19 protein-coding genes and 1 other RNA gene are annotated in these 26,686 nt (G+C 33.5%); 7 read left to right on the top strand and 13 right to left on the bottom strand.

Annotated features, from left to right (window positions below; all coding sequences use genetic code 11):
- The coding region (locus ACGH46_RS00005; RefSeq protein WP_411603345.1) for a hypothetical protein at positions 1-498 on the top strand (498 nt) is incomplete at its 5' end.
- Between the two features lie 149 nt (positions 499-647).
- On the opposite strand, the gene ACGH46_RS00010 is transcribed toward ACGH46_RS00005, so the two are convergent.
- Positions 648-947: a hypothetical protein gene (locus ACGH46_RS00010; protein ID WP_267349863.1), complete on the bottom strand. Its 300-nt coding sequence runs from the start codon at positions 945-947 to the stop codon at positions 648-650.
- Between the two features lie 843 nt (positions 948-1,790).
- Here ACGH46_RS00010 and ACGH46_RS00015 point away from each other — a divergent pair.
- Positions 1,791-2,699: a DUF5655 domain-containing protein gene (locus ACGH46_RS00015; RefSeq protein WP_411603347.1), complete on the top strand. Its 909-nt coding sequence runs from the start codon at positions 1,791-1,793 to the stop codon at positions 2,697-2,699.
- Positions 2,700-2,881: 182 nt separating this feature from the next.
- Here the strand turns inward: ACGH46_RS00015 and ACGH46_RS00020 are convergent, their stop codons facing one another.
- Entirely contained in the window at positions 2,882-3,256 is a 375-nt protein-coding gene (locus tag ACGH46_RS00020) for a hypothetical protein (protein WP_411603350.1), read from the bottom strand.
- Positions 3,257-3,671: 415 nt separating this feature from the next.
- Here ACGH46_RS00020 and ACGH46_RS00025 point away from each other — a divergent pair, with 415 nt between their 5' ends.
- Positions 3,672-4,529, top strand: coding sequence for a hypothetical protein (locus tag ACGH46_RS00025; RefSeq protein WP_267359332.1), 858 nt, complete (start codon positions 3,672-3,674; stop codon positions 4,527-4,529).
- Positions 4,530-5,237: 708 nt separating this feature from the next.
- Here ACGH46_RS00025 and ACGH46_RS00030 read toward each other — a convergent pair.
- The 4 genes from ACGH46_RS00030 to ssrA form a co-directional block, all read right to left on the bottom strand.
- Positions 5,238-6,413 (bottom strand): restriction endonuclease subunit S, encoded by a 1,176-nt coding sequence (locus ACGH46_RS00030; protein ID WP_411603352.1) that lies wholly within the window; start codon positions 6,411-6,413, stop codon positions 5,238-5,240.
- Positions 6,406-8,058: a class I SAM-dependent DNA methyltransferase gene (locus tag ACGH46_RS00035; protein WP_267359336.1), complete on the bottom strand. Its 1,653-nt coding sequence runs from the start codon at positions 8,056-8,058 to the stop codon at positions 6,406-6,408. Before ACGH46_RS00035 ends, ACGH46_RS00030 begins: the two co-directional genes overlap by 8 nt.
- A complete protein-coding gene (locus ACGH46_RS00040) occupies positions 8,052-11,156 on the bottom strand; it encodes a type I restriction endonuclease subunit R (RefSeq protein ID WP_411603356.1) in 3,105 nt (1,034 codons plus the stop codon). Before ACGH46_RS00040 ends, ACGH46_RS00035 begins: the two co-directional genes overlap by 7 nt.
- Positions 11,157-11,665: 509 nt before the next feature.
- Positions 11,666-12,030, bottom strand: a transfer-messenger RNA (tmRNA) gene (ssrA, locus tag ACGH46_RS00045).
- Between the two features lie 653 nt (positions 12,031-12,683).
- Between ssrA and ACGH46_RS00050 the strand changes: the two genes are divergently transcribed.
- The 3 genes from ACGH46_RS00050 to ACGH46_RS00060 all read left to right on the top strand — a co-directional run bounded on the left by ACGH46_RS00050 (position 12,684) and on the right by ACGH46_RS00060 (position 15,354).
- Positions 12,684-13,577 (top strand): DMT family transporter, encoded by an 894-nt coding sequence (locus ACGH46_RS00050; RefSeq protein ID WP_267349843.1) that lies wholly within the window; start codon positions 12,684-12,686, stop codon positions 13,575-13,577.
- A 176-nt stretch (positions 13,578-13,753) separates the two neighbouring features.
- Positions 13,754-14,443 (top strand): HD domain-containing protein, encoded by a 690-nt coding sequence (locus ACGH46_RS00055; protein WP_267349841.1) that lies wholly within the window; start codon positions 13,754-13,756, stop codon positions 14,441-14,443.
- Positions 14,444-14,511: 68 nt separating this feature from the next.
- Positions 14,512-15,354 (top strand): aldo/keto reductase, encoded by an 843-nt coding sequence (locus ACGH46_RS00060; RefSeq protein WP_411603359.1) that lies wholly within the window; start codon positions 14,512-14,514, stop codon positions 15,352-15,354.
- Between the two features lie 39 nt (positions 15,355-15,393).
- Here ACGH46_RS00060 and ACGH46_RS00065 read toward each other — a convergent pair whose 3' ends face one another.
- From ACGH46_RS00065 to ACGH46_RS00095, 7 genes are all read right to left on the bottom strand, one after another.
- Positions 15,394-16,317, bottom strand: coding sequence for an AEC family transporter (locus ACGH46_RS00065; RefSeq protein WP_267349837.1), 924 nt, complete (start codon positions 16,315-16,317; stop codon positions 15,394-15,396).
- 24 nt (positions 16,318-16,341) lie between these two features.
- Positions 16,342-19,020 (bottom strand): bifunctional uridylyltransferase/uridylyl-removing protein GlnD, encoded by a 2,679-nt coding sequence (gene glnD / locus ACGH46_RS00070; protein ID WP_411603362.1) that lies wholly within the window; start codon positions 19,018-19,020, stop codon positions 16,342-16,344.
- Between the two features lie 69 nt (positions 19,021-19,089).
- Positions 19,090-19,530, bottom strand: coding sequence for a hypothetical protein (locus ACGH46_RS00075; RefSeq protein WP_411590275.1), 441 nt, complete (start codon positions 19,528-19,530; stop codon positions 19,090-19,092).
- Between the two features lie 290 nt (positions 19,531-19,820).
- Positions 19,821-20,465: a hypothetical protein gene (locus tag ACGH46_RS00080; RefSeq protein ID WP_267359350.1), complete on the bottom strand. Its 645-nt coding sequence runs from the start codon at positions 20,463-20,465 to the stop codon at positions 19,821-19,823.
- Positions 20,466-20,682: 217 nt separating this feature from the next.
- Entirely contained in the window at positions 20,683-21,813 is a 1,131-nt protein-coding gene (gene nrdB / locus ACGH46_RS00085; protein ID WP_363317376.1) for a class Ia ribonucleoside-diphosphate reductase subunit beta, read from the bottom strand.
- A 138-nt stretch (positions 21,814-21,951) separates the two neighbouring features.
- Positions 21,952-24,237, bottom strand: a complete 2,286-nt coding sequence (nrdA, locus tag ACGH46_RS00090; protein ID WP_267380837.1) for a class 1a ribonucleoside-diphosphate reductase subunit alpha — start codon at positions 24,235-24,237, stop codon at positions 21,952-21,954.
- 209 nt (positions 24,238-24,446) lie between these two features.
- Entirely contained in the window at positions 24,447-25,784 is a 1,338-nt protein-coding gene (locus ACGH46_RS00095) for a replication-associated recombination protein A (protein ID WP_411603365.1), read from the bottom strand.
- Positions 25,785-25,960: 176 nt separating this feature from the next.
- On the opposite strand from ACGH46_RS00095, the gene lolA reads away from it, so the two are divergent.
- The gene (lolA, locus tag ACGH46_RS00100; protein ID WP_065558834.1) at positions 25,961-26,554 is read left to right on the top strand and encodes an outer membrane lipoprotein chaperone LolA; all 594 of its coding nucleotides are present in this window, start codon (positions 25,961-25,963) and stop codon (positions 26,552-26,554) included.
- Positions 26,555-26,686: the final 132 nt, after the last annotated feature.

Raw genomic sequence — 26,686 nt, forward strand, 5'->3', positions numbered from 1 at the left:
CAATGGACGGTTTGGAATAAAGAAGACCTGACACGAACCTTACCACTGTTTGCTGAATTAGGCTTATTAAGCCAAACACCGGTAGAAGGTCAATCGGGCATTTATCGCTATGACTTAACCGATTTGGGGCGTGAATACTGGCATCAATTTATTGATAATAGAGGGAATAGCGGAAGGAAACCTTTTTACAATAGTTCATTTTGCTATGGCCCTAAAAAAATAGTGAAAGTAAAAGATATAACAGAAAAAACGTATGAAAGTGGGTTATATCGAAAAAATCAGACAAATGTGTATGTAAAAATTGATTATCAGGTATTAGATACGCCTGATTGGGTATTAAATGGGCAAGATAAGATTAATAAATTATATGGTAGAAGTTCTGTATTTCTACCCAATAAAACTTACCCTGCTACGATAACCTTTATCAAAGGCGATGACGGTGAATTATATCATGAACCCTTAGCTTATTATTTGATGAAACCAAGAAGCACGGAATGAAAACATTAACTAAATTCACCTTTTAACCAGTATTAGAAAATGTAATTCAATGGACTATTTGTTTTGGTTAATAGAGTGTGATACAAATTGCTCTAACAATCTACTAATTAAACCTTATAAGTATGCGATGTAAGAAATAGTTAGTAAATTTATTCCTTTCTTTTAGCTCGAATTTTTGAACTAGAAATTAAAATGGAACAAAATTGAATAACATCACTAACTGAGCGTAGCGAATACACAGCCCTTCCATATCGACCATCACCATTTTCATCAACAGATTCCCATGGATGTGCCTGTAAGTATCCTGTGCTATTTTCTCTAATTTCAAATGCAACAGTATGCCAACCATCTAAGTATAATTGGGTTTTTGTATTAACCTCCTTAACGTTATAATTTTGCTCTTCAGCAACCATGTTTATAATTTTTTTTAAGTCTGAATTTTTAACCATCATTATCTCCTTAATTGTATAATCTTGACATTATAATTGGTTATCGTTTATAAATAAATACTAAATTTTACAAAAAGTTAGATTTGTTTATAATTTTGTTTTAGATAAGTTGATCGATGATATTTGCGTCTTATTTTATTAACTACAATATCAGCTAATGCTGCTTCAATAGCATTAGGATCAAATTCTTCTTCCATCTTTTAATGCAGATATGGCGACCTTCTCAAAAGTATTCTATTGTTCATTCTAATGAATGACGTTGTTCAAATTTTTATAGGTTTGAGGATTATTACCTTTAGATAATAACTTCTTTTGTAATGCGTTTTATACGATATTGAGCTAAATTTAATTCGGGAAAACTAACAAAAGCTCGTTTTTTCTGAAACGAGCCATTAACAGTTAATCTTTCAGATCTTTGTACCAGTAGGTTTAATGAGCAGAAGATAATCTTATGCCAACTTGTTAGGCATATGCTTTCTCTAGTGGTTTGACTGTTTTGATTTTGGTATCCGAGAGAAGAGGAGAGTACAATATTTAATTATACATTTGTGTAATATCAATTATATAACTAAAACGCTTGATTAATATAAAATCATAAAGATATTACCACTTTTCTTTTGTTGATTGAATATCAATAAATGATGCATTGATGAGCTGGTGAACGTTGAACTATTTCATAGTTATCTGGTTAATGAAATTAGATATAGTTTCATTTTTTCGTGGTCCAATTTAGGGGGATCATTGGATTGATATTCATAATATCTTTATTTTTTTATAAATAATGCAAAAAAACACGAAATCGTTTATTCTATGAAAAGTGATGTGATTGATTAGGAAGTAATAATGCAAATTTTCGGAAATAAAAATCAAAAATTGACTATCTTAAAAGAAAAGCCGTTCAAACTAGAAAAAGAGATCCAGTCATTATTCGAACATAATTTAGATATTATTGGTAATTTAACCTTTGTAAAATCTGAATTCAAAATCAAAGATTACCGCATTGATACCTTGGCTTATGATACCGAAGCAAATGCATTTGTCATTATTGAATATAAACGTGAACGTAATTTTAGTGTTATCGATCAGGGTGTAACCTACTTAAATCTTATGCTGGATTATCAAGCTGATTTTATTGTCGAGTATAATGAATCTTGCCAAGCAAATTTAAAACGTCATCAAATTGATTGGTCGCAAAGTAAAATTATTTTTGTTTCTCCTGCATTTACTGATTATCAAAAACAATCGACTAACTTCAAAGATTTAGCCATAGAACTATGGGAAATTAAACGGTTTGATAATGACTTAATTTCGATTAACCCTATTAAACGTTCTAAATCAGCACCAAGTATTAAACAAGTGCAACATACGAAAGATTCGGCATTAGATAAAGTAACCAAAGAGTTAGTTGTATATGATGAAGACTACCATTTGAATGATAAATCAGATGACGTTCTAGAGCTTTATGAAAGCTTTAAGAATGCTATTTTAGCGTTATCGACAGATCTAGAAATCTCACCTAAAAAACTTTATATTGCATTTAAACAAGGTAAAAATAATATTGTCTCTATACATTTACAAAATAAATCATTAAAAATTTGGATTAATGCTAAAAAAGGCAATCTTGACGATCCTAAAAAATTAACAAAAGACGTTTCTAATGTTGGTCATTGGGCGACGGGTGATTATGAATTAACTGTGTCTGATACTAAAAATTTAGAATATATTATGAGTTTGGTGAAGCAGGTGTTGTAAGTATTTTGCTTGAAGTACAAAATACCTAATAATACGTTTAAACCAGCCAAAACTATCTTGAATAATTTTTTATTGATGACCAGAATTAATCACTGGCTGCACGCTTCAATTCTTATTAATGCTAATATTAAACTCAGCAGATAAATTCAAGTCTGCTGAGCTTTTTACATTGCAAAAATAGTTTAGCACCAATTTCCATCTTCTTGCATTAACTCACTGTATGAGTTGATATAATCAATCGCTGTTGCTTCATTTTGTTCAATCGCTATTTCTACCGCTTTTTTAGCAACCTCTAAAAGTTGTTCGGATTGTTTTTTGAGTTTAAACGATTGTAGAACTAGATCAGATATCTTTTTCTGACTATCTAATGGTAATTTAGGAATAATAACCTCTTCAATTTCGGATGGTTTCCAATGCTGAATAATAGATCCACCCGCATCTCGTTCAGCTTGCAATTGAACAATTGGTGAATTCAAAACTAAAGTTAAATAATCAGGTAAGAACTCATCATCTATTATATTTAAATGCAATAATGCCCCTGAAGTAATAATTTTCATATCTTCTTCAACTTTATAAGCAATGCCGACACTACCATCTTTGGAAAGTAGTATAGAATCTTTATTAGGATAAAGAGTTATCCAATTTTGGTGCGTTAAGGTGTTGGTTATGCATTGACTCTTGATGAACTAGTCAATACCAGCGATGAAAGTCTAATATGTTTTAAACCATTTGCAACAAACCTTGGGCCTAGTTTGAATATTATCTGGAAAAAAGATCAAGTTTTATCAAATGTAAGTAAGTTGTTTTTAGAAAAAGTGAAAGAAATTTGTAGATTTAATTAAAAAATACATAGCTTTAGCGCTTAATTGCTTTTAACTAAAGCGAACAATAAGTTCACTTAAAATAGAATCTTTATATTTTTTGTAGAAATAATATAATTTAGTTCAAAGTAATAATAAAAGGAATTTAATAATGACTAAAAATACTGATGTTCCTCAAGCCGTTATTCTAACACTTCCTCGTGATGATACCGTCTTAACTAACCCCGATTTAGAGGTCAGTTATCAAACAGGTTATGGAAAAAATTATTCCTTAGAATTAATAAAAAAGGGAACGGAAGAATATATTTCAATAAAGAATAAATTTACGTTATCAATGAGTAGAAATTTAGATTATGAATTTATAAAGTTTTATTCATTTTATAATGCATTTTCATATTTATTTTTTGAAAAATATCCTAAGTTTATAAACACTAATATACAACAACTAAGTTTATCTTCCGACTTTTTTAGTGATGAAACACTAAATTATGAATTAATGAGTCTTACTTTTAATATGAAAAGAATTATAGATAATATTATTCAGTATGACTGTTATATTAGAAATAACAACACTAAGATCGAATCGATAGGACAGTTATTAAAATCTCAAAGTATAAGGGAAAAAAATAAAGATAAAGAAGAAACTATTAACTTTCAAGACCAACATATAGAGCATACACTGTTTCTAAAATTACTAAATCGATTACATAATTCTCATAAACATGATTTATTTTTAACTCATAATTTACCATATGTTTCTCAGAATACAGATAGAGTGTTTGCAATTGAATCAGTAAACGCAAAAGATTTATATAATTTATACAAGACATTTTTTAATTTAGATTGTAATGGCGAGAAGGTAGTACAAAAAATAAATGATGTATTCAATGCAAGGGATTTTATTATATTAGAATATAATATTTCACTCGAACAGTTAATGATTTCTTTTTATTTTTACATTGAAAGCCTTCTTTTAAAAAGATTGAAAGAAAAGTTTCAACTAGCATAAATGACAAAATAATGGTCACACTGAGCTTATCAAACATTGAATATATTACCCCAAGGATATATATGATATCGGTCGCCATTTCTATTTAATATTTAACTATGGCAAAATAATCGACAATCATTAGTAATTCATCAATAATTATTATAATCATAAAAATTATTATGAGTGTTTTTTAATCAATCTTTTCTTTTATAAGTGTCAGTGTCGTTTATGTCGATAATCAGTGTGAAAATGACTTTATTGCTTTTCTTGCTAAGCTATTTAGACTTGTAGCTCTATGCCTTTTGCTAATAAAGACCGAAATTCATGAAGAATACTACGAGAATCGGCGAATGATATTTGAGGATAATTTTCTAATCCAAAACCAGTTCTTTCTCCAATGTTAGGACGTTAATAAAGTATAATCACTATTATGTATGCTAATTTGAGTTAGACTTCATCGGGGATTAATTTGGATAGGGGATGGATATGAAAAACAGTAATTGTTTATTTTTAAGTTAATTATGGGATTTAATGGAATACTATAGAACAAAAGCTGGCGTCAGTTGAATTTATTGAATATCACTATAATTAATAAATTTTTTTTAATTTTTAAAAATTAAAATATAACTAAACATATTACTATTTTGATTTCAACTTGAAGAACATAAAATAAGCTTAGTAAAAAATAATGAACAAGCCGTCATAAAAACGGCCTAATAGGATTAATCACTCTTTTATGGTTACTTGACCATTCATCAGCATTGGAAGAAGAAAATCTCGGAGTTCAGATATTTTTCTACTTTCTTTAGTATTGGATTTTATTTTTTCAAAAATTGATGAAACTTTTTTGTGAAAATTAATCAGCAAGCTTTCCGAAGGATAAATAATTTTAATTTCTGAAAAATCTCTTTTATTGATATTAGCAAAAGTATTTCCTATTTTTACTTTTGAGTTCGCATTAAAGTAACTCTTTAATGCAAAATAAAGAAAATATTTATGGTATTCTTTTGAACAAATGATCGAATTAATTTGCTGATTAGTTTGAGATAAAGTAGTTGTGAGACCAACTAAGCCAGGAGTTGCAATACATGTAACACAAATTGTATCTTCTGGTAAATATTTACTTTTTTGAAAATCAGCACCTTCTCGAGAGAGAGTTTCTTCTGTGTTAACAATAAATGTATTTCCTCTAATGTCACCGATGGTAATGAAGGGAACATCTCCAGAAAAATAGTCTGAATTTCCCTTAGGTGGTGTTTTTCCAGTAATAATCTTATTTTCAATTTTTCCTATTTGACTATCATTCCATCCATAAGGAATTTCACGCTTAAGCACCGAATTATAGACCATCTTTCCACCTGATGATTTATAGGGTTTACCATTTTCATTGGGGAAATCAAACTGCACAAACCAATAGTCATATAGTGTTTTAGCCATTGATTCAAGTTCAGCGTTGATTTGATTGTTGAGCTCGATTTTTTTATCAATTTTAGACAATAAATAGGATATTTTACCTTGGGCATCTTTGCTAGGTATATTTACCTCTAAAAGATAGACTAATTCTCTGGACAAACCAGGAACTGCACTATGAGTATTTAATTTTTTTAAATCTATTGTTTGAAGGAAATAAGACCAAAATCTTAAGTCATCTTTATTCAAATCCAATATTTTTAAAAAATATGATGTATCAATTGGTGTAAAATTATTTTCCGAATAAACAACGCTACCAACACTACCTTTTCGCCCAACAATAACACCTGGCCCCTTTACTTTATATGAGTCTATGTAACCAGTAATACCATTTGACCCGTATACAGGATATTTACCTTTAGGTTCATCTTTTACTCTTACTGCATAACCATATTCAAATACAACTCGTTGACCAATTTGTGTTTTAATCATACTTCACCTTCGCCAATTGCTTTTTAATCTCTTCTTCTAACCGGCGAGATTCACTAAATAAGCTTTCCAAATTATCACTAAATCCCTTCATTTTTGCTGCAAACTCTTCTGGGGTAATGTCAACATATTCAATTTTGACATCAAAATATTGTCCAGCACTTAATGAGTAGTTCTTATTAGCAATCTCCTCATAGCTCACTACTACCGAAAAATCATCTTTTACTTGTTTTTGGTTAAAAGTGTCAATAATTTGTTGTTCTTCAGCTGTCGTTAAAATGGTTTTTTGATTCTTTCCATCTTTAATCTTTTCACCTAAATTGGAGGCATCAACTAAAACAACATCACTTTTATTAGCGCCATCAATAAATAAAATTGAAACGTTGGTTCCCGTTGTCGCAAAAATATTACTAGGCATTGAAACCACACCCGCTAGCATTTTCTTCTCGACTAAATATTGGCGGATTGCTTTATCAATACCCGATTGAGCGGTAATAAATCCAGTGGGTACCACGACAGCCGCTTTGCCTTCTGGCTTCAGTGAAAAAATAATATGCTGCAAAAAGAGCTGATAAATTTCCATCTTACTTTTGTCTTTTGGTTTGATTTTTGGAATGCCAGCAAAAAAACGTTGTTGATTTTCATCACAATCCAATTGCTTTCTAAAATCACTAAAATCGAGCTTAAACGGTGGATTAGAGACGATATAGTCAAATCGTTTTAATCGATTGCCTTCTTTATGATAGGGATGTAGTAGTGTATTGCCTTGAATCACATTAGAAATAGAAAGAACCAAACTATTCAAAATTAAGTTAAGGCGTAGAAGGTTAGATGATTTTTGCGAAATATCCTGCGTATAAATAGTACAGCGATCTTCACCAATCGCATGAGCAAGATTCATTAATAATGTACCTGATCCTGCCGCTGGGTCATAACAACTTATATTGGTTAAGGTATTTTGTTGCTCCTTAGGTACTAATATTGCTGCCATAATATGTGCCACTGAGTGAGGTGTATAATATTCGGCATATTTACCACCACTATTGCTATTATAGTCTTTGATTAGATATTCAAAGATTGTGGCATAAAAATCATAGCCTTTTGCAAAACTACCTTCAAAACTAAATTGAAAGTTCACCAGTTTATTAATAATGGCTCGACAAAATTCATCACGCTTTGCGGGATCAGCAATAAATTGGCTGATACGATCAAAAAGAACGACCTTGGCTTCCCCTTCCGTTTTGATTGCAAAAATATCATTATTCAATGTCGCTATATTAAGCAAGGTATCATCAACTAATTTAGCAAAGTCACCTTCATTTTGCCGCTGAAACAAAAAACGGATAAAATGAATCGGCTCCAATTTAGCAATATTCCCATCCATTTTTCGCTCTAATCGAGCGAACTCATCTGCACTCATTGCTGATATACACTTATAAAACTCTTCAGCATCTTTGACTTTAGCAAGATTTTTATCTTTCTTTTTAGCCTCAGCAATAAATTGATCATTTAAAAATTTGTATAAAAATGCTTGAGTAATGATTTTAAATTCATTGCCATCGTTGCCTAACCCATAGTTAGCACAAACGCTTTTTAAATCATCAATAAGTTTTAGGGTATTAGTTTGTAACTTAGTTTCTATTACCACGAATAGGCTCCATAATTAAATTCTTTTAAATATTCATTTACAATCAATTGATTGAGATAGTCAGATGCGTTAATGCTAAGATTGATATTTTGGCGTTCCACAAAATGTTCAATAATATTTGGCATAACCATTCGTTTAAAATAACTTTCGTTATCCAATATTTGTAAGTTACACAAAACTAGATCATCCGTATTTTGTTTAACACCTAATAGTGCTTCATAAATATTGCGTTCCGATGCTTGAGTTTGATGATTTTCTAATAGGCGTTTATGTAATCGGGTGTACTTTCGATCATCTTGATACTTTTTCCGAAGTAGTTCATTTTGGCGGTTGAGTTCTTTAATACGCTGATAAATATGATTTAATACTGGTATATTTTGTTTCATCTCTTCTTGTGTGATTTCACGTAAATTTTTCTTTTTGAACAGCCTTTCTAATTCTTCTTTGAGCGTGATAAATTTGGTATCTTCTTGGTCAAAATTGTTACTTAATGCTTCACGCGTTTTACGAAGTGTTTCTTTAAATTCATCGGCAAGTATTAGTTCTTCTTCCCCGACTTTGATAAATTCAAAAATAATATCTTCCAGAGCGATATTGATTAAGTTGAGATCATCACGGCCTTGTTCAATGCTTTCTTTATAATTTAAAGTAGTTAACCTATCGCCCGTCATTCGATAAAGATGATTGAGCTTTTCGAAATCAAGGTGAGTTAAAAAAACATGATCTTGTTGTAAACGAATAATATTATAAAGGCTTCTGGCATCCTCTAACGCTCTTTTTAAAATATTTAACGTTTTTTTATCATCAATTTGATTGATTTGATCACTAAAAATTTCTGCGTTTTCACAATCAAAACGGAATAATACATCTTTGATATGCTCGATTTCTGCTGCAATTTCTTCAGACGACTTAAATAAGTGTGAATAATGCTCAATCTCATCACCCAACTCTTCTTGTAGCTCATTAAAATAAGCGCGATTTGTTGCATCGAATTCTTTACGTATATCTGCAAAATCGACAACATAGCCATAACGAAAATCTTTATAAGGTCGGTTAACTCGTGTGAGTGCCTGTAGCAAGTTATGTTGGCGAATAATACGTCCAAGATAGAGCTTTTTAAGCCGTTTAGCATCAAAACCAGTAAGTAACATATTGTAAACAAATAGAAAATCAATATTTCCTGCTTTAAATTCTTCTACCAATATTTTACGATCTTCTTTGGTTCCAACATCATGTAAAATTAGTGCAGCAGAATTCACCCGACAATTTTGCCATTTTTTAGTCTCATAATGACTATTCGGTTCCGCGATTTTTAAAACAGAATAAATACTTTCATTGGCCGCCTTGAGTGGTGCTTGTCTTGACTGCCCAGCGTATTTTTCATTAAAAATCGTAAACATTTGCTTTGCTTGTTCGGCACTATCACAAATTACCATACCTCCAATTGATGCGTCATTATAGGCATGACGACTGGTTTCAAAGTCAGTAATAATGTAATCAAGCATTGGCTCGACAAAATGGGGATCGGCATACACTAAAGAACGGTTAATTTCACCTTGCTTAACTTCAATTTCATCAATCGCTTTTTGTAGTGAACATTTATAACGTGTTGCAATGTCTTCACGAATTAAACGTAATGTATAGCCATCAGAAATAGAGGCATTGTAATAGTATTTATGAATATAATTACCAAATAAACGACGTGAGTTATTGTCGCCTAACAGTGGTGTTCCGGTTAGACCAATATGAATGGCATCTCGATCAGACTCAGTAAGATTAGCTAAAAAACTACCCGTGGGTTTGTAGCTGCGATGGACTTCATCTAGAAAATAAATACGCTGAATTGAAAGGTTATAATCGTTATTTAAAATAACATCAGGATCGTCTTTAAATTTCTGAATATTAACAACCGTAATTTCAGGACGACCACTATGATTATGAATCGCTTTTTGATTTTTAATTTCTTGGCTAAACTGTTCTCGAGAATTAATAACATGGACGACTAATCCTCGGTTAGTAAATTCGCATTGAGCTTGTTCCAGCAAATCAATCCTATCTACAATAAAATAGAACTTAGGAATAATTTGCTTTTTTTGAAAATAATCGGTTAAAAATTGTACATTATAATAGGTTAATGCGGTTTTTCCACTACCTTGAGTGTGCCAAACAATACCCTTTTTAATATTGCTATTAAGTCGCTCTTCAATAGCTTTAGTAGCAAAGATCTGCGGATAACGCATGATATGTTTTTGCAAACCATCTCGTTCAGAAACATAAGCTAAAGCATATTGTAAGATGAAAGTTAAGCGTTGCCGACTTAATAGGGACGTACAAATTCGATTAGTTGGTCGATTGGGGTCTTTATTAATATCAAATTCCGAACTGGCACGAATAACTTCCAAGTTGTTGTCTTTTAAAATGGTCAGCTCTTGTTCTTCTTTTAGTGGCTTAAGTAACGTTGAAAAGTTTAAATTCTCTTCTTCTCGGAAGTAGTTAAAGCTCAGTTTATGATAAGATGGGCTAGCATAAAATGCGCCATCAATTGGCTGCAATGCATTTTCATCATATTCCATATTATTAGAAAAAATCATGAACTGTGTAATATTAACGAAACGCCTAAATTTTTTATTCTGAAAACGTCTATTGATGCGATTATACTCATCTTGCATTCCCTTGCGATTGTTCGGTTTTTTTACTTCAATAAAAATAAGTGGTAAACCATTAATCAATAAAGTAATATCGGGCCGAAACTCTTCATCTTCGTTTTGATAGGTCAACTCTGTCACAACATGAAAGCTATTATTATTAAAATTTTCAAAATCAATCAGTTTGATACCAGAACGATTAATTAGCATTTTATAAAAAGCTTTACCAAGATCTTCATTGTCAAGGCTCAAACTAATATCTTGTAACAGACGATTAATATCGTCATGACTTAGATCTGGATTAATTCGAGACATGGCTTCATGAAATTGAATTGGAAATATGTTGGTATTTTTATCCCATTGCTGAGTTTTAAGTGATAGATATTGATATCCCAAACGGACTAAATGCAGAATAACAGGAATCTTTACACGAGTATCTTCATTAAATTTCATTATTTTTACCAATGTTGGTCGCTTTAAAAGGAGAGCTCTAGCAGTAATTATAACAAAATTTGGTAAATAGAAAAATTCAATCAAATATAGGAGAGTTGATCATTGATAAAAAATTAATAATAGACATAACGGATTGTCATAATTAAATCATCTGAAATAAAAAGTCCTAACTTTATGATTGAAAAATACTGTCAACTGTATTTGTTATGATAGTAATTGTTTAAAATAAGCCATCCCCATCATGCAAGGTGATTTCTTTATCAATGATATGTTTCTTGTGGATCTCGGTATTGCTTAGGGGATTTAGTTACTCTTCCTATCAATACTCCTTATATAGATCACAAAGAAATTGTTACACGAAATTTTGTAATATAGAATTGTGTCCTAAAAATGTACCAATTTGGGGCGGATTCACTTGCGTTAATCTGGATGGGTTACAAACAGCAAACCTTTAATTATTAATTTTTCAATCAATTAATTGCTTTAATAAACTGCTATGGAACAGTATGTGGTGGAGCTGGCGGGAGTTGAACCCGCGTCCGAAATTTCTACATCCTTGGTACTACATGCGTAGTTTGTCTTTATATTTCGCCTACCTGCTGCGGACAAACACGCTACCGATAGACTAGCTTGATTAAGTTTAATGCTTCCGCCCCAAGCAAGGCTTCCACACGATCTCGTTTGGGTTTGACTCCTCTTGATCCCCGTCCTACGAGCGGAGGCTAGGGAGAGAAGGCTCTATGCAGGTTATTAAGCTGCTAGTGCGTAGTTTTCGTCGTTTGCGACTATTTTTTTGCGGTTTATTTACGAGGCCTACCGCACCTCGGCATGCACCTTGGGTTTCGCAAATCCCGTCGAATCCAGAATCAGCCCCAATTGTGATAAGTAACGTAATACAATATCGGGACATTATAGGTGAAATCAAGCATGAATACAAGTTAGCTTAGTTTGGGTTAGGCAATCAAATGTTTGTTTTATGATAGTTTTGCTCTTATTAAAAGCGTTAAATAGTTTCATTTGTAAATGTGACTTTATAACTAGCGTTAGAGGGGATGGGTTACAAAGCTGACATGATTACTTAGTGGATGTTGAAAAAGTAAAAAATTTTACTTTTTTTGAAAAAAATTTAATTAAACAAATAAAAATAAATCAAATAATTAAAAGTTATTTTAATAAAATTTCAAAAATATCTGAAATTAAATTGAACTTTTTGGGTTTTTGCTTGTCTATATTAACAGATTACGTTTTTTCATTTTTTGCCCTCCACTCGAATTTCGGGTGGATTTTTTTTATCTGTCATCTTTCTACTTCATATTTACCTATCATTATAATGACTTGAAATTTTTTGCACACAAAAGAGCATAGCGTTAGTATAAGTGCATATTCTTAAATAGCATTATTTTTAACAAAATCAAGTAAGCACTAGACATAATTTTTGTATTATTCCTAATATATTTATCAATGCCTTTGAAAAGTGAGTAAAAATTTACTCAGAAAGGGCTACATTGCTGTAAGATTGAGGTCTTTATGTTATTAACAAAAAGAACACAGGGGCATTTAATTGCATTAATGACTGTGTTTTTTTGGGGAACGACGTTTATTTCCACCAAAACATTATTAATTGAGTTTAAACCGATAGAGATTTTATTTTTTCGTTTTTTACTGGGTTATGTAACGCTCTGGATTCTATGCCCTCGTTTGTTAGTTTGGCAAGGAGTAAAACAAGAGTTCATGTTTTTATGTGCTGGATTATGTGGCATTACCTGTTATTTTTTATGTGAAAATATTGCATTAACCTATACTACTGCTTCAAATGTAGGAATTATCACAACATTAGCCCCCATATTTACTGCGCTATTAGCTATGTTTTTTCTCAAGGCTGAAACACCACCTAAGCGTTTTTACGTTGGTTGTTTATTTGCCTCGATTGGCGTTGGATTAATCTGCTTTAATGGCAAATATGTGCTTGCCATGAATCCGCTTGGTGATCTGCTCGCTATGTTAGCCTGTTTATTTTGGGCATGTTATTCGATTTTAACTAAAAAAAGTAGTCATCGAGGGTATAACACGATTTTATTAACCCGACGATTCTTTTTTTATGGTTTATTGCTCATGCTTCCAGCACTTTATTTATTCGATTTTAAACTAAATTTAGCTCGATTTAGCAATACAACCAATCTATTTAATATCCTGTTTTTAGGCGTAGGGGCATCTGCAATTTGTTTTGTATCTTGGAATTATGCGGTGAAATTAGTGGGGGCTGTAAAGATTAGCATTTATCTCTATCTGGTTCCTGTGTTAACGATTATTGGTGCGGTAATTATATTGAATGAGCCGTTTACTTGGCTTGCTGCGTTTGGCACATTATTTACGCTCTGTGGTGTGTTATTATCCGAGCGAAAAGTTAAATTAAAAAGATAGTTTGATTTATATCATTCTATCAAATCAAAAAAGTAGAAAAAAATCGCCTCTTTTTTGTTAACTAAAATTTTAGGTCATCTTAGTTTATTCGCTTATCAATGGCATCAAGCATAATTTGACCTAAATGTTAATCATATCTCAAAATAGTGTCCCACATTAAGGAAGTGATAAATCGAATGAGTCAGGAATCAAAGAAAATGGTCGATCAACAAAAAATTATCAATAATGTTCAAACTTTTGTTAAACAAAAACTTGCTGACGATTTTTCTGGTCATGATATGGCGCATATTGAAAGAGTAGTTAAATTGGCAAAACAAATTTTAAAACATGAGCCAACAGCCAATTACTTTATCGTGATTTTAAGTGCCTATCTTCATGATGTTATCGATGAAAAAGTGGTATCAGATGTGAATCACGCCATGAGTGAGTTACACGATTTTTTAATTCAACAAACGATCAGTCAAAGCGAAATTAAACATATTTTTGACATTATTGAAAATATGTCATATCGAAAAAATCTTACTCAAAAAAAAGAATTGTCGTTAGAAGGGCAAATTGTACAAGATGCAGATCGATTAGATGCCATTGGTGCTATTGGTATCGCTCGGACGTTTTACTATGGGGGTAACAAGCACAATATTATGTATGATCCCACTATATTACCCAGAACATCATTAAATGAAGAAAACTATAAACAACCTAATACAGTAATAAACCATTTTTATGAAAAACTCTTTTTACTCAAAGATAGGATGAATACACAAATTGCAAAAAAAATCGCATTAAAACGTCACGCTATATTGGTTGAGTTTGTGAATCAATTCGAAAAAGAGTGGGATGGTGATGAAGAAGAGATAATACTCTAAATTAATTGATAATATCGATATGATCGATATAATTGATCAATAATCTGAATAAAATATAAGGGGTTATCATGACGATTTCGATCAACAGTAAAGTAATGCTTAGTCATCATGTAGCAATGCAGCAACTCGGTTTTGGCACTTATCAATTAACTGATTTTGATGAATTATCATGTGCAGTAAATGCGGCTATTAATGCGGGGTATCGAGCGTTTGATACCGCTCAGCTTTACCAGAACGAAAAGCAACTCGGGCAAATTCTTAAAGATTGCCATGTCACACGTGATAAATTGTTTATTACCACTAAAATCAATAATAGCAATCAAGGTTATGATAAAACATTAGCGGGTTTTGATCAGTCGCTAAAAGATTTACAGCTTGATTACCTCGATCTTTTTTTAGTTCACTGGCCATTAAGTGACACTTTTTTTGATACATGGAAGGCATTCGAAAAACTGTATGAAGAAAAGCGTGTGCGGGCAATCGGCGTTTGTAATTTTCAAATCTCACATTTAGAATTACTCTCAACCAAAGCAAATATTAAACCCATGCTTAATCAAATCGAGATTCATCCTTATTTAACTCAAATCGAATTAGTGGAATATTTACGACAACAAAAGATTGCTATTGAAGCTTGGTCACCGTTGGCTCGTAACAAAGTCATTAATGATCCGCTTCTTATTAAAATTGGTAATAAATATCAGAAATCAGCATCACAAGTGACATTACGCTGGCATATTCAAAATGGTTACATTGTGATCCCTAAATCAGCACATCCGGATCGAATTATGCAGAATGCTAATATTTTTGATTTCGAACTCACTTCAGATGAAATACAAGCGATTAATGGACTTAACCAAAATCAACGCGTAGGGCCGAATCCAGATAACGTTTATCAAAAAAATGGTTTTTGATGGTGAAAGATAAGATCTCTCAGCTCGAGAGATCATGAATCAATATGGGATAGGTGCTCCAACCAAAGATAGAACAATCGGTAGGGTAATTAAACTGATTAAAGTACTGAAAAAAGTGGCACTTGATACAAGTTCAGGGTGTGTGTCAAATTGTACCGACATTAATGTCGTGTTTGCTGCACTTGGCATCGCCGCTAGTACTATTAGCACTTGCTTATATACCGGTGCAATAGGCATGAAGTAGACCATGGCACAAGCAACAATTGGCGATAGAATCATCCGAGTGAGGAGTGCAAAAGATAATTTAGGATAATCCAGTTGGGTGATTTTTATTTTCGCTAATTGCATACCTAATATAATCATAATCACCACGATGGATGCGTCACCAATCATCCCAATGGACGTCATAATCGATTTAGATAAGGGAATGTTACAAAGTTGAAAAAGGATACCTAAAAACGCCCCATACGCCACAGGCATTCGAATAACTTTGTTAATGACATCTTTTTGCGTAACGATATCATCTCGTGCGCTACCTTTTGCCGCATAATAGATACCAACAGTACTCATGACAAATTGTTGTAGCACCATCATAATTACGCCCAGATCAAATCCTATTGTGCCAAAAAAGACAAGCAATACGGGTGTGCCATAATTACCATTGTTCATAAAGCAAGCGCTTAAAATCATTGCACAGCGTTCTTTGCTGGAATATTTCATCAAAATAGACCAAATCGAAATAATGATGACTAGAGCAAAACAGAGACCAAAAATATAGCAAATATAGAATAAGTATTCTGTTGTTAAGGTATGTGTATAAAATGTTTTAAATGCCAAAAAGGGTGAAAGCACATACAGTGACATTTTGGACAGGTTTGCCACATCAAAATGTAATTTTTTCTGCGCAATAAATCCCACCACGAAAATACAAAAAATAGGAAACAAAATAGTAAAAAATTGCATAGTTATTATCTTTAATTTATGTGATTAATTCATTGCATCGAGCGCAACAATGATGGATTGTTTTAGTTTATGACAAGTATCATCATCAAGGGCATGGTTATGTTTGTCGGTCAAAATAAACAGATCCTCGATATGTTCGCCGATAGTGGCAATTTTGGCACTCCTTAAAGATATCTCTAAGTTAGCAAAAACTTCTCCAACACAAGCTAAAAGTCCTGGTCTGTCTAAAGCAATCAATTTCATATAGGTTTGACTTTCGTTAAAGGATGATAAAAAGTTAATTTGTGTCGGCACTGAAAAATAGCGTAATCGTTGTTTAGGCGGTTTTACCGTAACACCTTTATAAGTCGGTTGTTGTAATGTTTTTTCAAGTGCATTTATTATACCTTCATAGCGATCAGATTGAACGGTATTGCCGTTAGGTTCCAGTACAATAAAGGTATCAAGCGCAAATCCTTGTTTATTGGTGATGATAAGCGCTTCAAGTATATTTAAATTGTGCATACTTAAGTTGTTGCAGACGGTAGCAAACAAATAAGGTCGGTCTGGTGAGTAAATAACGATTTCTGTACCACCATGATACGGCGTCGGATTGATCATAACTAGTGTTTGCGTTAAGTCGTGGTTTAACAAATTTTGAGCATGCCACACAATCTGTTCGGTAGTGTAGCGCAAAAAGTAATCAACCCGATAGTTTAGCCAAAGGTTTTTGATGTGTTGCTCATCATAATTTTGAGCGATTAAGATGGATAGTGCTTCTTGCTTGTGTTGACGAGCAATACTCCGCTGTTCCGGTATTTGGTGTATTCCAATATCAAATAAGTGTTCGGCATTAAAATACAGTTGACGTATTAAGCTTTGTTTCCAACTGTTCCAAAGTGTTTCGTTTGTCGCACACACATCAGCAACGGTTAAGCAGAGTAAATATTGAAGGCGACGCCGACTTTTAACTTGTTGAACAAATTCTTGAATCACAGCAGGATCTTGTAAGTCTCGATTTTGTGCCGTGACTGACATCAATAAATGATAGCGTACTAACCAAATAATCAGATCAGTATCTTTTGTTTCAAGCTCATGTAATTGACAAAATTTTTCAACTAATTTAGCACCAATTTCAGAATGATCACCATGTCGACCTTTACCGATATCATGAAATAAACCCGTAATAATTAACAGTTCAGGTTTGGATAATTTAGCAAAAACGTTTGAGCTATTAGGATGCTTTTGTTTCCCTTGTTCTGATTTTAAACTATCAAGCTCTATTAATAATCGTACCGTATGTTCATCAACTGTATAGGTATGAAATAGATCAAATTGCATCATACCAGCGATATGTTTCCAACCAGGTATATAGACCGCTAAAATACCATAACGATGCATGGGTAAAATTGCTTTTGCAATGGCATCCGGATGCTTAATGATTAACATAAATAGTGTTCTGGCTTTAGGGTGTTCACATAATAATGTGGTGAGTTTTCGCCTTGCAGAGCGTAACTGACGAATGGTATTAGAATAGAGACCGATGATTTGAGGATTGAGCAAAATGGTGTAAAACAGTTGCAGTATCATTGTCGGATCTTTTTTAAAGATACTATCATCTTTTACATCAATTAATTTTTCTCGGATTTGAAAGTGCTCATCGATAGCATAGGGTTTATTGCTTGGATTAACTTCAAGAATAGACTCATCAAATAATTGCAGTAACATTTGATTGAGTTCAGTAACGTTGTGCGCAATTCGGTAGTAATCATGCATCATTTGTTCAACAGGTGCATTTCCTTGACCTTGATAGCCTAAAAGCTTAGCGATACTTAATTGACGATCAAAAAGCAATCGGTTGTCATAGCGAGTAATGACACTGTGGAGGGCAAAACGAATACGCCATAAAAATTTACGACAAGTTCTAAATTCGTCTACCTCTTCGGGAGTGAGGTAATGAAAATCAGCAATTTTTTGCAAAAATTCATCGCCAAAGTGACGAATCGCAATCCATTGAATAATTTGCATATCCCGTAGACCGCCCGGACTATTTTTTAAATCAGGTTCAAGATTATAAGTTGTACTGTGATATTGCTGATGTCGGGCTTGTTGTTCGGCAATTTTAGCACGATAAAAAGCAGGAGAAGGCCAAATTTTATCACTAAAAATATGTTGTCGAAGGGTTTGTAATAATGGATTATTACCCGCAACCCATCTTGATTCAATTAGATTGGTCATGATAGTAATATCGTTTTTAGCTTCTTGCAAACACGTTTTTAGCGTTCTGACACTATGACCTATATCCAAATGAAGATCCCAAAGCAGCCGTACTAACTCGCCGATTTGTTTTTCGATATCATGATTAAGCGGGTAATCACTTAATATCAAAATATCAATATCTGACAAAGGGTGCAGCTCTGCTCGCCCATACCCCCCGACAGCGATTAATGCAATACGATTATTTTTTAAAGCTGATGAAGTTTGATCGGGAATTTGAAAATAGCACCATAATCGTGCAAGTAATTTATCGATAAATTGACTGCGTAGATGCACTAATTCATCAATATCTGCATTTTGTTTAAATTGCTTCATCGACCATTGTTGAAATTGGTCAAGGTGTTGTTTGAGAAAGTTAATATTTATCTCAGCATCACTAAAATCAAGTGGTGAAATAGGATAAATTAAATGCACTTGCGTCATGGGAATAAAATTAAGACCATTCAATAATCATATCGTCACCTGATTTTCACAGACTGTCAAGCAACAGTTTAGTTTGTTGCTTGAACTTTTGTTTTAATTTTTTACACGGTCACAATTTATTTCTACATTCATTTTTCGATTTGCGTTTGGAGCATTATCGATAAGAATTTCAGTTAATTCCGTTGTTTTGAATTTGTCCGGTGATAAATAGTTCATGGTCTTTTGCGTTTTTGATGTAACACCATTATTGGATTTTATATCCATTGAATCATTATAATAAGCTTTTAAATTATATGGATAAGATGTATCTGTACCAAAATTGAAAAATAAGGTATTGTCCTTCATAAAATACTTAATCATCCCTTTATCTTGTTTGAGTGGTGCATAGTCAGAAAATTTACCATTTTCCCATTTTGCCTCTTGCCCTGAAAATGTGCAATCCCACTCACCAATAAGCATTTCTTCAGTTACTTTTTTTTCACCACAACCAACCAAAACTAAACCGACAAGACTACTCAATAAAAGTTTTTTCATATTAAAACCTATAATTAATGTAAGTAAAAATGAAGTAAGTTTTTTCAAGATCGATGAATAGTACTGTTTCAAACGTTAGTGCAACTACAATATAACACAGTTTTATTTAATTATGCTTCAAATATTGATAGTAATTAACACGAAAACATTTACTGTTATCTATTATGATTTATACCCCAAAAAAACAACATAATTTCGTCAAGCTAAATAGCAATTCGATAGTTTTTACCTTACATTTTAAATATCATAAACTAAATAAAAGCGTTGATAGGCTTTTATTTTAGTTATAGCTAATTTTTTGTATCGATTGAATCATTAGCATTTTCATAAACTAAAGCGGAACCCTTAGTTAATATTGCAGATACCGAAACATCAGATAATTTTATCGTATGCTGACCTGGTTTTAAATCATACTTAGATACAGGAATCGCATTGTTATCAAGATAGATAGCATAACCAATAATTTGTTGTGCTTGATTCAAATCATTATTGACGTTAATACTGATTGATGTATTGATTTTGCGAAATGTCGAATTTTGGTGATTACTGATCTTTTGTTCTAATTTTTTTGACATTTCAACAACCATACCACCTGACTCGTTATTGCGTATTTGGATATCACCATTACCCGTTTTTCCTCCTACCATAATCGGTATTTCAAATACTGCTTTAGAATCCATTTTTTCTCGATAACATTCAATATATTTTGCATCCGCAAAAATTTTTTGAATTTCATTTTTTGCTTTTATTAACGTGGATGATTCTTGTCGTGAATCTTTAAAGTCAGTACATGATGAAACTTCAATCAATATTTTTGACTGTACGGTTTTTGCTGTTTCACTTTGCACGTCGCTAAGGTTTACTGTCGGTGCTAATTCAACTTTACAACCTGATAGTAACGTAATAGCAATTAAACTTACCATGAATTTATTCATTTTACTTCTTACTTCCTTTTGATTTATTTAACTAATATCGGTTAAATAATACAATTAAAAAGATTATTAATCAAACATTAAGAAATGTAATATAAATTAAAAAAAGAAATTGGATTGTAATTACTTAGATTTGGTTAACCGCTAAAGACAAAACATGCACAGGCTTTAGTACTAAACCTGTGCAAGTCAGGATAGGAAGTTTTAATGACAGCGTAAATTATAAAGTAAAATCACTCAAATCATCTTCATTGATTTCAGAATCAATTTGACCGACTAGATAAGAGCTCATTTCGGCTTCTTGTGGCGCAACTTGAACATTGTCGGATACTAACCAATTATTGATCCATGGAATCGGGTTAGATTTTACCTCGTAAGGCAATTTCAATCCGACCGCTTGCATACGAATATTGGTGATGTATTCAACATATTGACATAAAATATCTTTATTTAAGCCAATCATTGAACCGCCTTCAAATAAGTATGCTGCCCACTCTTTTTCTTGATTCGCTGCTTGTAAAAACAGGTCATAGCAGTCTTGTTCACACTCTTTTGCGATTTCAGCCATTTCAGGATCATCTTCACCACTACGAAGCGTATTAATCATAAATTGAGTTCCCGTTAAGTGAAGGGCTTCATCACGGGCAATGAGTTTGATGATTTTTGCATTTCCTTCCATTAGTTCTCGTTCAGCGAAAGCAAAAGAACAAGCAAAGCTGACATAAAAACGAATGGCCTCAAGGGCATTAACACTCATTAAGCAAAGGTACAGTTTCTTTTTCAATTCACGTAAACTTATGGTAATGGTTTTATTGTTAACTGTGTGTTTACCTTCACCTAATAAGTTGTAATAACTCGCATAGCTAATTAGATCATCATAATAACCCGCAATGTCACCCGCACGTTTTTGGATCTCTTTATTTGTCACAATGTCATCAAATACCACCGAGGGATCATTGACAATGTTACGTATGATGTGTGTGTAAGAACGAGAGTGAATTGTTTCTGAAAACGACCACGTTTCTACCCAAGTTTCAAGTTCAGGAATTGAAATTAAAGGGAGTAAAGCAACGTTTGGACTACGACCTTGAATCGAATCCAATAATGTTTGGTACTTTAAATTACTAATGAAAATATGTTTTTCATGCTCGGGTAGTGCCGCATAGTCAATGCGGTCTTGAGATATATCGACTTCTTCCGGACGCCAAAAAAACGAAAGTTGTTTTTCGATTAATTTTTCGAACATTTCATATTTTTGTTGGTCATAACGCGCCACATTAACCGGTTGACCAAGAAACATGGGTTCTTTAAGCTGATCGTTATGTACATGCGAAAAGGTACTGTAATTCATATTCATAATCGTACTCCTAACTGAATTTAGTTACTTTTACCACTACCTGTCGACAGCGGAAAAGGGGCAATATTGGGGGATCAAAATCCCCCATTGAATGTTTTTAAAGTGATGCTTTGTTTTTGTCTAAAAGGGCAATTAAATTTTACAAGCCCCGCCTTCACAACCGTCATCACTTTCAGTTAGTGCAATATCCCCTTGAATATCTTCCGCCCCATCACGTGTGTTATGGTAGTAGAGTGTTTTGACACCAAATTTATATGCGGTTAATAAATCAGCAAGTAGCTGTTTCATCGGTACTTTGTCATTCGGGAATTTTGTCGGATCATAATTGGTGTTAGCCGAAATTGATTGATCGATAAATTTCTGCATAATACCAACTAATTGTAAATAACCCGTGTTATTAGGAATTTGCCAAAGTAGTTCATAGAAGTTTTTTAAATCTTTATAGTCAGGTACTACCTGCTTTAAGATGCCATCTTTCGATGCTTTAACGCTGACATATCCTCGAGGTGGCTCAATACCATTAGTCGCATTAGATATTTGCGAAGACGTTTCAGAAGGCATTAACGCCGATAAGGTTGAATTACGTAGACCATGAGTTTTAATTGATTCACGCAGTGCTTCCCAATCATAATGTAATGGCTCTTTTGTAATGGTATCAAGATCCTTTTTATAGGTATCTATCGGTAATATCCCTTGTGAATAGGTCGTTTCGTTAAATAAGTTACATGCACCTTTTTCTTTCGCTAGGTTATTTGATGCTTTTAAAAGATAATATTGCATCGCTTCAAACGTGCGGTGGGTTAAATTATTAGCGCTGCCGTCTGAATATTTTACCCCATGTTTTGCTAAATAATAGGCATAGTTAATGACACCAATGCCTAATGTACGGCGATTAATAGATGAATTGCGAGCAGCAGGAACAGGGTAATCCTGATAATCAAGCAGTGAATCAAGGGCACGAACCGTTAAATCGGCAAGCTCTTCAAAATCATCTAACGATTGAATTTCACCTAAATTAAAGGCGGACAGTGTACATAGTGCTATTTCACCCTTTTCATCGTTGACATTGTTCAGCGGTTTAGTTGGTAACGCAATTTCCATACATAAATTAGATTGATGTACAGGCGCAAGCTGAGCATTGAATGGACTGTGAGTATTACAGTGGTCAACATTTTGAATATAAATACGTCCAGTTGATGCACGTTCTTGCATTAACAGGGCAAAGAGTTCTACCGCTTTCACTACACGTTTTCGAATGTTTACATCTTGTTCATATTGATGATACAACGCATCGAATTTTGCTTGATCGGCAAAAAACGCCTCGTATAGACCCGGAACATCTGACGGGCTAAAAAGGGTAATGTTTTCGTTTTGGATTAAGCGTTGATACATTAATTTATTAATCTGAACACCATAATCCAAATGTCGAACACGGTTTTCTTCAACACCTCGATTGTTACGTAAAACCAATAGACTTTCGACTTCTAAATGCCAAAGCGGGTAAAATACCGTTGCAGCACCACCACGAACACCGCCTTGTGAACAGGATTTTACCGCTGTTTGAAAATATTTATAGAATGGGATACAACCGGTGTGGAAAGCTTCACCACCACGAATTGAACTACCAAGCGCTCGAATTTTGCCCGCATTAACCCCAATGCCTGCACGTTGTGACACATATTTGACAATTGCGCTTGCCGTCGCATTAATAGAATCTAAGCTGTCATCACATTCGATAAGTACACATGAACTAAATTGGCGTGTTGGGGTGCGAACACCGGCCATAATTGGCGTTGGTAATGAAATTTTAAAAGTTGAGACTGCATCATAAAAGCGTTTGATGTAGCTAAGACGCGTATCTTTAGGGTAATTAGCAAAAAGACAAGCTGCGACTAAAATGTATAAAAACTGTGCGCTTTCATAAATCTCGCCTGTTACCCGATTTTGAACTAAGTATTTTCCTTCAAGCTGTTTTACTGCCGCATATGAAAAAGACATATCACGCCAATGATCGATAATTTTATCCATTTGTTCAAACTCTTCTTGCGTATAATCTTCAAGTAAGTGTTTGTCATAACGGTCACTTGCCACTAGTTTTTTTACATGTTCATAAAGTGGTGGAGGAGTAAATTGGTTATACGCTTTTTTACGTAAATGAAAAATGGCTAAACGTGCAGCCAAATATTGATAATCTGGTGAATCTTGCGATATAAGATCGGCGGCAGCTCGAATAATTGTTTCATGAATATCAGATGTTCGGATCCCATCATAAAATTGAATATGTGAACGTAATTCAACTTGAGATACCGAAACATTTTCTAATCCTTCTGCTGCCCATGTAATTACCTTGTGAATTTTATCAAGATTGATAGGTTCTTTCTTACCATCTCGCTTGGTCACAAATATTGATTTATTCATTTTCCATCCAGTTTTATCCCGTTTTTTGTGGAGCTTATCATAATTGATATTTGTCAAAATATACAATATATAGTGCCTATTAATCATTTTATTACTATATATAGTGTATTTATTAGTCAGTTAACATTTTTTTATTTTGTTAACTATCGGTTAGTAAACGTTTTTTTCTGTAATAAAATAAAATGGTTTAGAAAGGTTTTACTTATGAATCATTTTTGGTTTTTATAACGTTGAATTGCGCTTGCTATATTTTGGGCTTCTAACCATGCAAGTTTATCGGCATAATTTTTTTCTGCACCACGATCAGTTGGTTGATAATATTTACTATCAGCCATTTCAGGCGGAAAATAATTTTCACCTGCTGCAAAAGCATTAGGTTCATCATGTGCATAACGGTATTGTGCTCCATAGCCCAAATTTTTCATTAGACTGGTTGGTGCATTACGTAAATGTTCAGGTACATCATAGTCTGGCTTAGACTGCGCGTCACTCATAGCTTGTTTGAAAGCAAGATAGACGGCGTTACTTTTCGGTGCACAAGCCAAATAAACTATAGCTTGCGCAATGGCGCGTTCTCCCTCGGCGGGGCCAACACGCGTAAAACAATCCCACGCCGCCAATGCAACTTGCATTGCTCTTGGATCGGCGTTCCCGACATCTTCAGAGGCAATTGCCAGTAATCGACGAGCAACATAGAGGGGATCACCACCAGCAGTAATGATTCTTGCATACCAGTATAATGCAGCGTCAGGCGCAGAACCACGAATTGATTTATGGACGGCAGAAATCAAATCATAATATCGGTCACCTTGATTATCGAATCTGGCACTACGCTCACCCATGACTTCTTTGAGTAACGCTGGTGTTAGTTCATTGCCACCGGACATATCCACTAATAATTCAAGTGTATTCAGTGCACGTCTGGCATCCCCCCCGACAAATTCAGCAATCTGTTTTTTTGTTTCTGGTGGTAACACGACATGTTTATTGCCATAACCTCGAACCGGATCATCAATGGCTTGTTGTAAAATATTTTCGATATCGGCATTGGTTAATGATTTGAGTAAATAAACCCTAGCTCGTGATAACAGCGCTGAATTGAGTTCGAATGACGGATTTTCAGTTGTCGCCCCAATAAAAGTAACTGTACCATTTTCAACATAAGGCAAAAATGCATCTTGTTGGCTTTTATTAAAACGATGAACTTCATCAACAAATAAGATCGTACGGATACCCGCTTGCTGATTGATTTTTGCTCGCTCAATGGCTTCACGAATATCTTTGATTCCGGATGTGACTGCCGAAACTCTTTCAACTTTAGCATGAGCATGATGCGCTATAATTTCAGCTAATGTGGTTTTCCCAGTTCCCGGAGGCCCCCATAAGATCATTGAATGGAGGTTTCCGGCTTCAATTGCTTTTGGTAATGGTTTTCCTGCTCCTAGTAGCTGAGTTTGTCCAATGTATTCTGATAAATTACGTGGACGCATTTTTGCCGCTAAAGGCTGAAATTCATCAGTCGTAAAATCAAATGACATGCTAGGCATAACAGGTGGTATCCAAGTTTGAAAAATTCATTATATTATATACTTGTTAATTGATAAGTGAAAAAGAAAAGAAAATAACTTTTCGAACTTAACGAAAAACGGTAATATTTTGACCTAATCAGATTTACGAACACTATTTAACGCTTTGTTATAGATAAAAAAAGTAAGGATTCGTTATGAAACAATTTTTAGTATTAATGGGATTATTAGTTAGCGTATCCGCTTGGGCAGGTGATAAAGAGGTCTTACAACAGCGTTTAGACAAAGTTGACGGATTTTATGCACGCTTTTCACAAGATGTAAAAACAGCAGATAATCAGCAAGTTCAGGAAGGAAAGGGGGATCTTTGGGTAACAAGACCTTACTATTTCAATTGGAAAATGACAGAGCCAGAGGAAACAACTATTATTTCGGATGGAAGTAATATGTGGGTCTATACGCCAACAGTCGAACAAGTCACGGTGATGGATTTAAAAAAAGCCGTTGATAATCGTTTAATGCTTTTAATTACCGATAGTCATAATCCTATTTGGAACCACTATCAAGTTACACGTAAACAAGATTCATTCACTTTAAAGCCAACAGACAGTTCAAGTCAGAATTTTATCATTTCAGTGTTACCAAGCGGAATGATTTCCAATTTTACGATTATTGAGGAAGATGGACAACGCAGTTTTTATGATCTATCGCACCAAAAACTTGGAAAAGTAGAACTCAGTAAGTTTCATTTTGAACCGCCTTTAGGCATTCAAATTGACGATCAACGATAAGTGATCAATGCATTTAAAGTAATAAAAGTCATTATCGATTATCATTTTGAGCCTTAAACACAAGATAGCGTCAATTAATTTTGCTAAATTTATTTTTAATTAGTTGATAGCTACGAGTGAGTTAAAGCTTGA

The organism is Gilliamella sp. CG22, assembly GCF_046635725.1.
Classification (GTDB): Bacteria; Pseudomonadota; Gammaproteobacteria; order Enterobacterales; family Orbaceae; genus Gilliamella; species Gilliamella apicola_I.

Coding starts and splice junctions, on each gene's coding strand:
- nrdA (WP_267380837.1), bottom strand. CDS start 24,237: ATGAATAAATCAATATTTGTGACCAAGCGAGATGGTAAGAAAGAACCT.
- ACGH46_RS00020 (WP_411603350.1), bottom strand. CDS start 3,256: ATGAAAATTATTACTTCAGGGGCATTATTGCATTTAAATATAATAGAT.
- lolA (WP_065558834.1), top strand. CDS start 25,961: ATGAAACAATTTTTAGTATTAATGGGATTATTAGTTAGCGTATCCGCT.
- ACGH46_RS00040 (WP_411603356.1), bottom strand. CDS start 11,156: ATGAAATTTAATGAAGATACTCGTGTAAAGATTCCTGTTATTCTGCAT.
- ACGH46_RS00025 (WP_267359332.1), top strand. CDS start 3,672: ATGACTAAAAATACTGATGTTCCTCAAGCCGTTATTCTAACACTTCCT.
- ACGH46_RS00015 (WP_411603347.1), top strand. CDS start 1,791: ATGCAAATTTTCGGAAATAAAAATCAAAAATTGACTATCTTAAAAGAA.
- ACGH46_RS00065 (WP_267349837.1), bottom strand. CDS start 16,317: ATGCAATTTTTTACTATTTTGTTTCCTATTTTTTGTATTTTCGTGGTG.
- ACGH46_RS00055 (WP_267349841.1), top strand. CDS start 13,754: ATGAGTCAGGAATCAAAGAAAATGGTCGATCAACAAAAAATTATCAAT.
- ACGH46_RS00050 (WP_267349843.1), top strand. CDS start 12,684: ATGTTATTAACAAAAAGAACACAGGGGCATTTAATTGCATTAATGACT.
- ACGH46_RS00010 (WP_267349863.1), bottom strand. CDS start 947: ATGGTTAAAAATTCAGACTTAAAAAAAATTATAAACATGGTTGCTGAA.
- ACGH46_RS00030 (WP_411603352.1), bottom strand. CDS start 6,413: ATGATTAAAACACAAATTGGTCAACGAGTTGTATTTGAATATGGTTAT.
- ACGH46_RS00095 (WP_411603365.1), bottom strand. CDS start 25,784: ATGCCTAGCATGTCATTTGATTTTACGACTGATGAATTTCAGCCTTTA.
- ACGH46_RS00075 (WP_411590275.1), bottom strand. CDS start 19,530: ATGAAAAAACTTTTATTGAGTAGTCTTGTCGGTTTAGTTTTGGTTGGT.
- ACGH46_RS00080 (WP_267359350.1), bottom strand. CDS start 20,465: ATGAATAAATTCATGGTAAGTTTAATTGCTATTACGTTACTATCAGGT.
- ACGH46_RS00060 (WP_411603359.1), top strand. CDS start 14,512: ATGACGATTTCGATCAACAGTAAAGTAATGCTTAGTCATCATGTAGCA.
- nrdB (WP_363317376.1), bottom strand. CDS start 21,813: ATGAATTACAGTACCTTTTCGCATGTACATAACGATCAGCTTAAAGAA.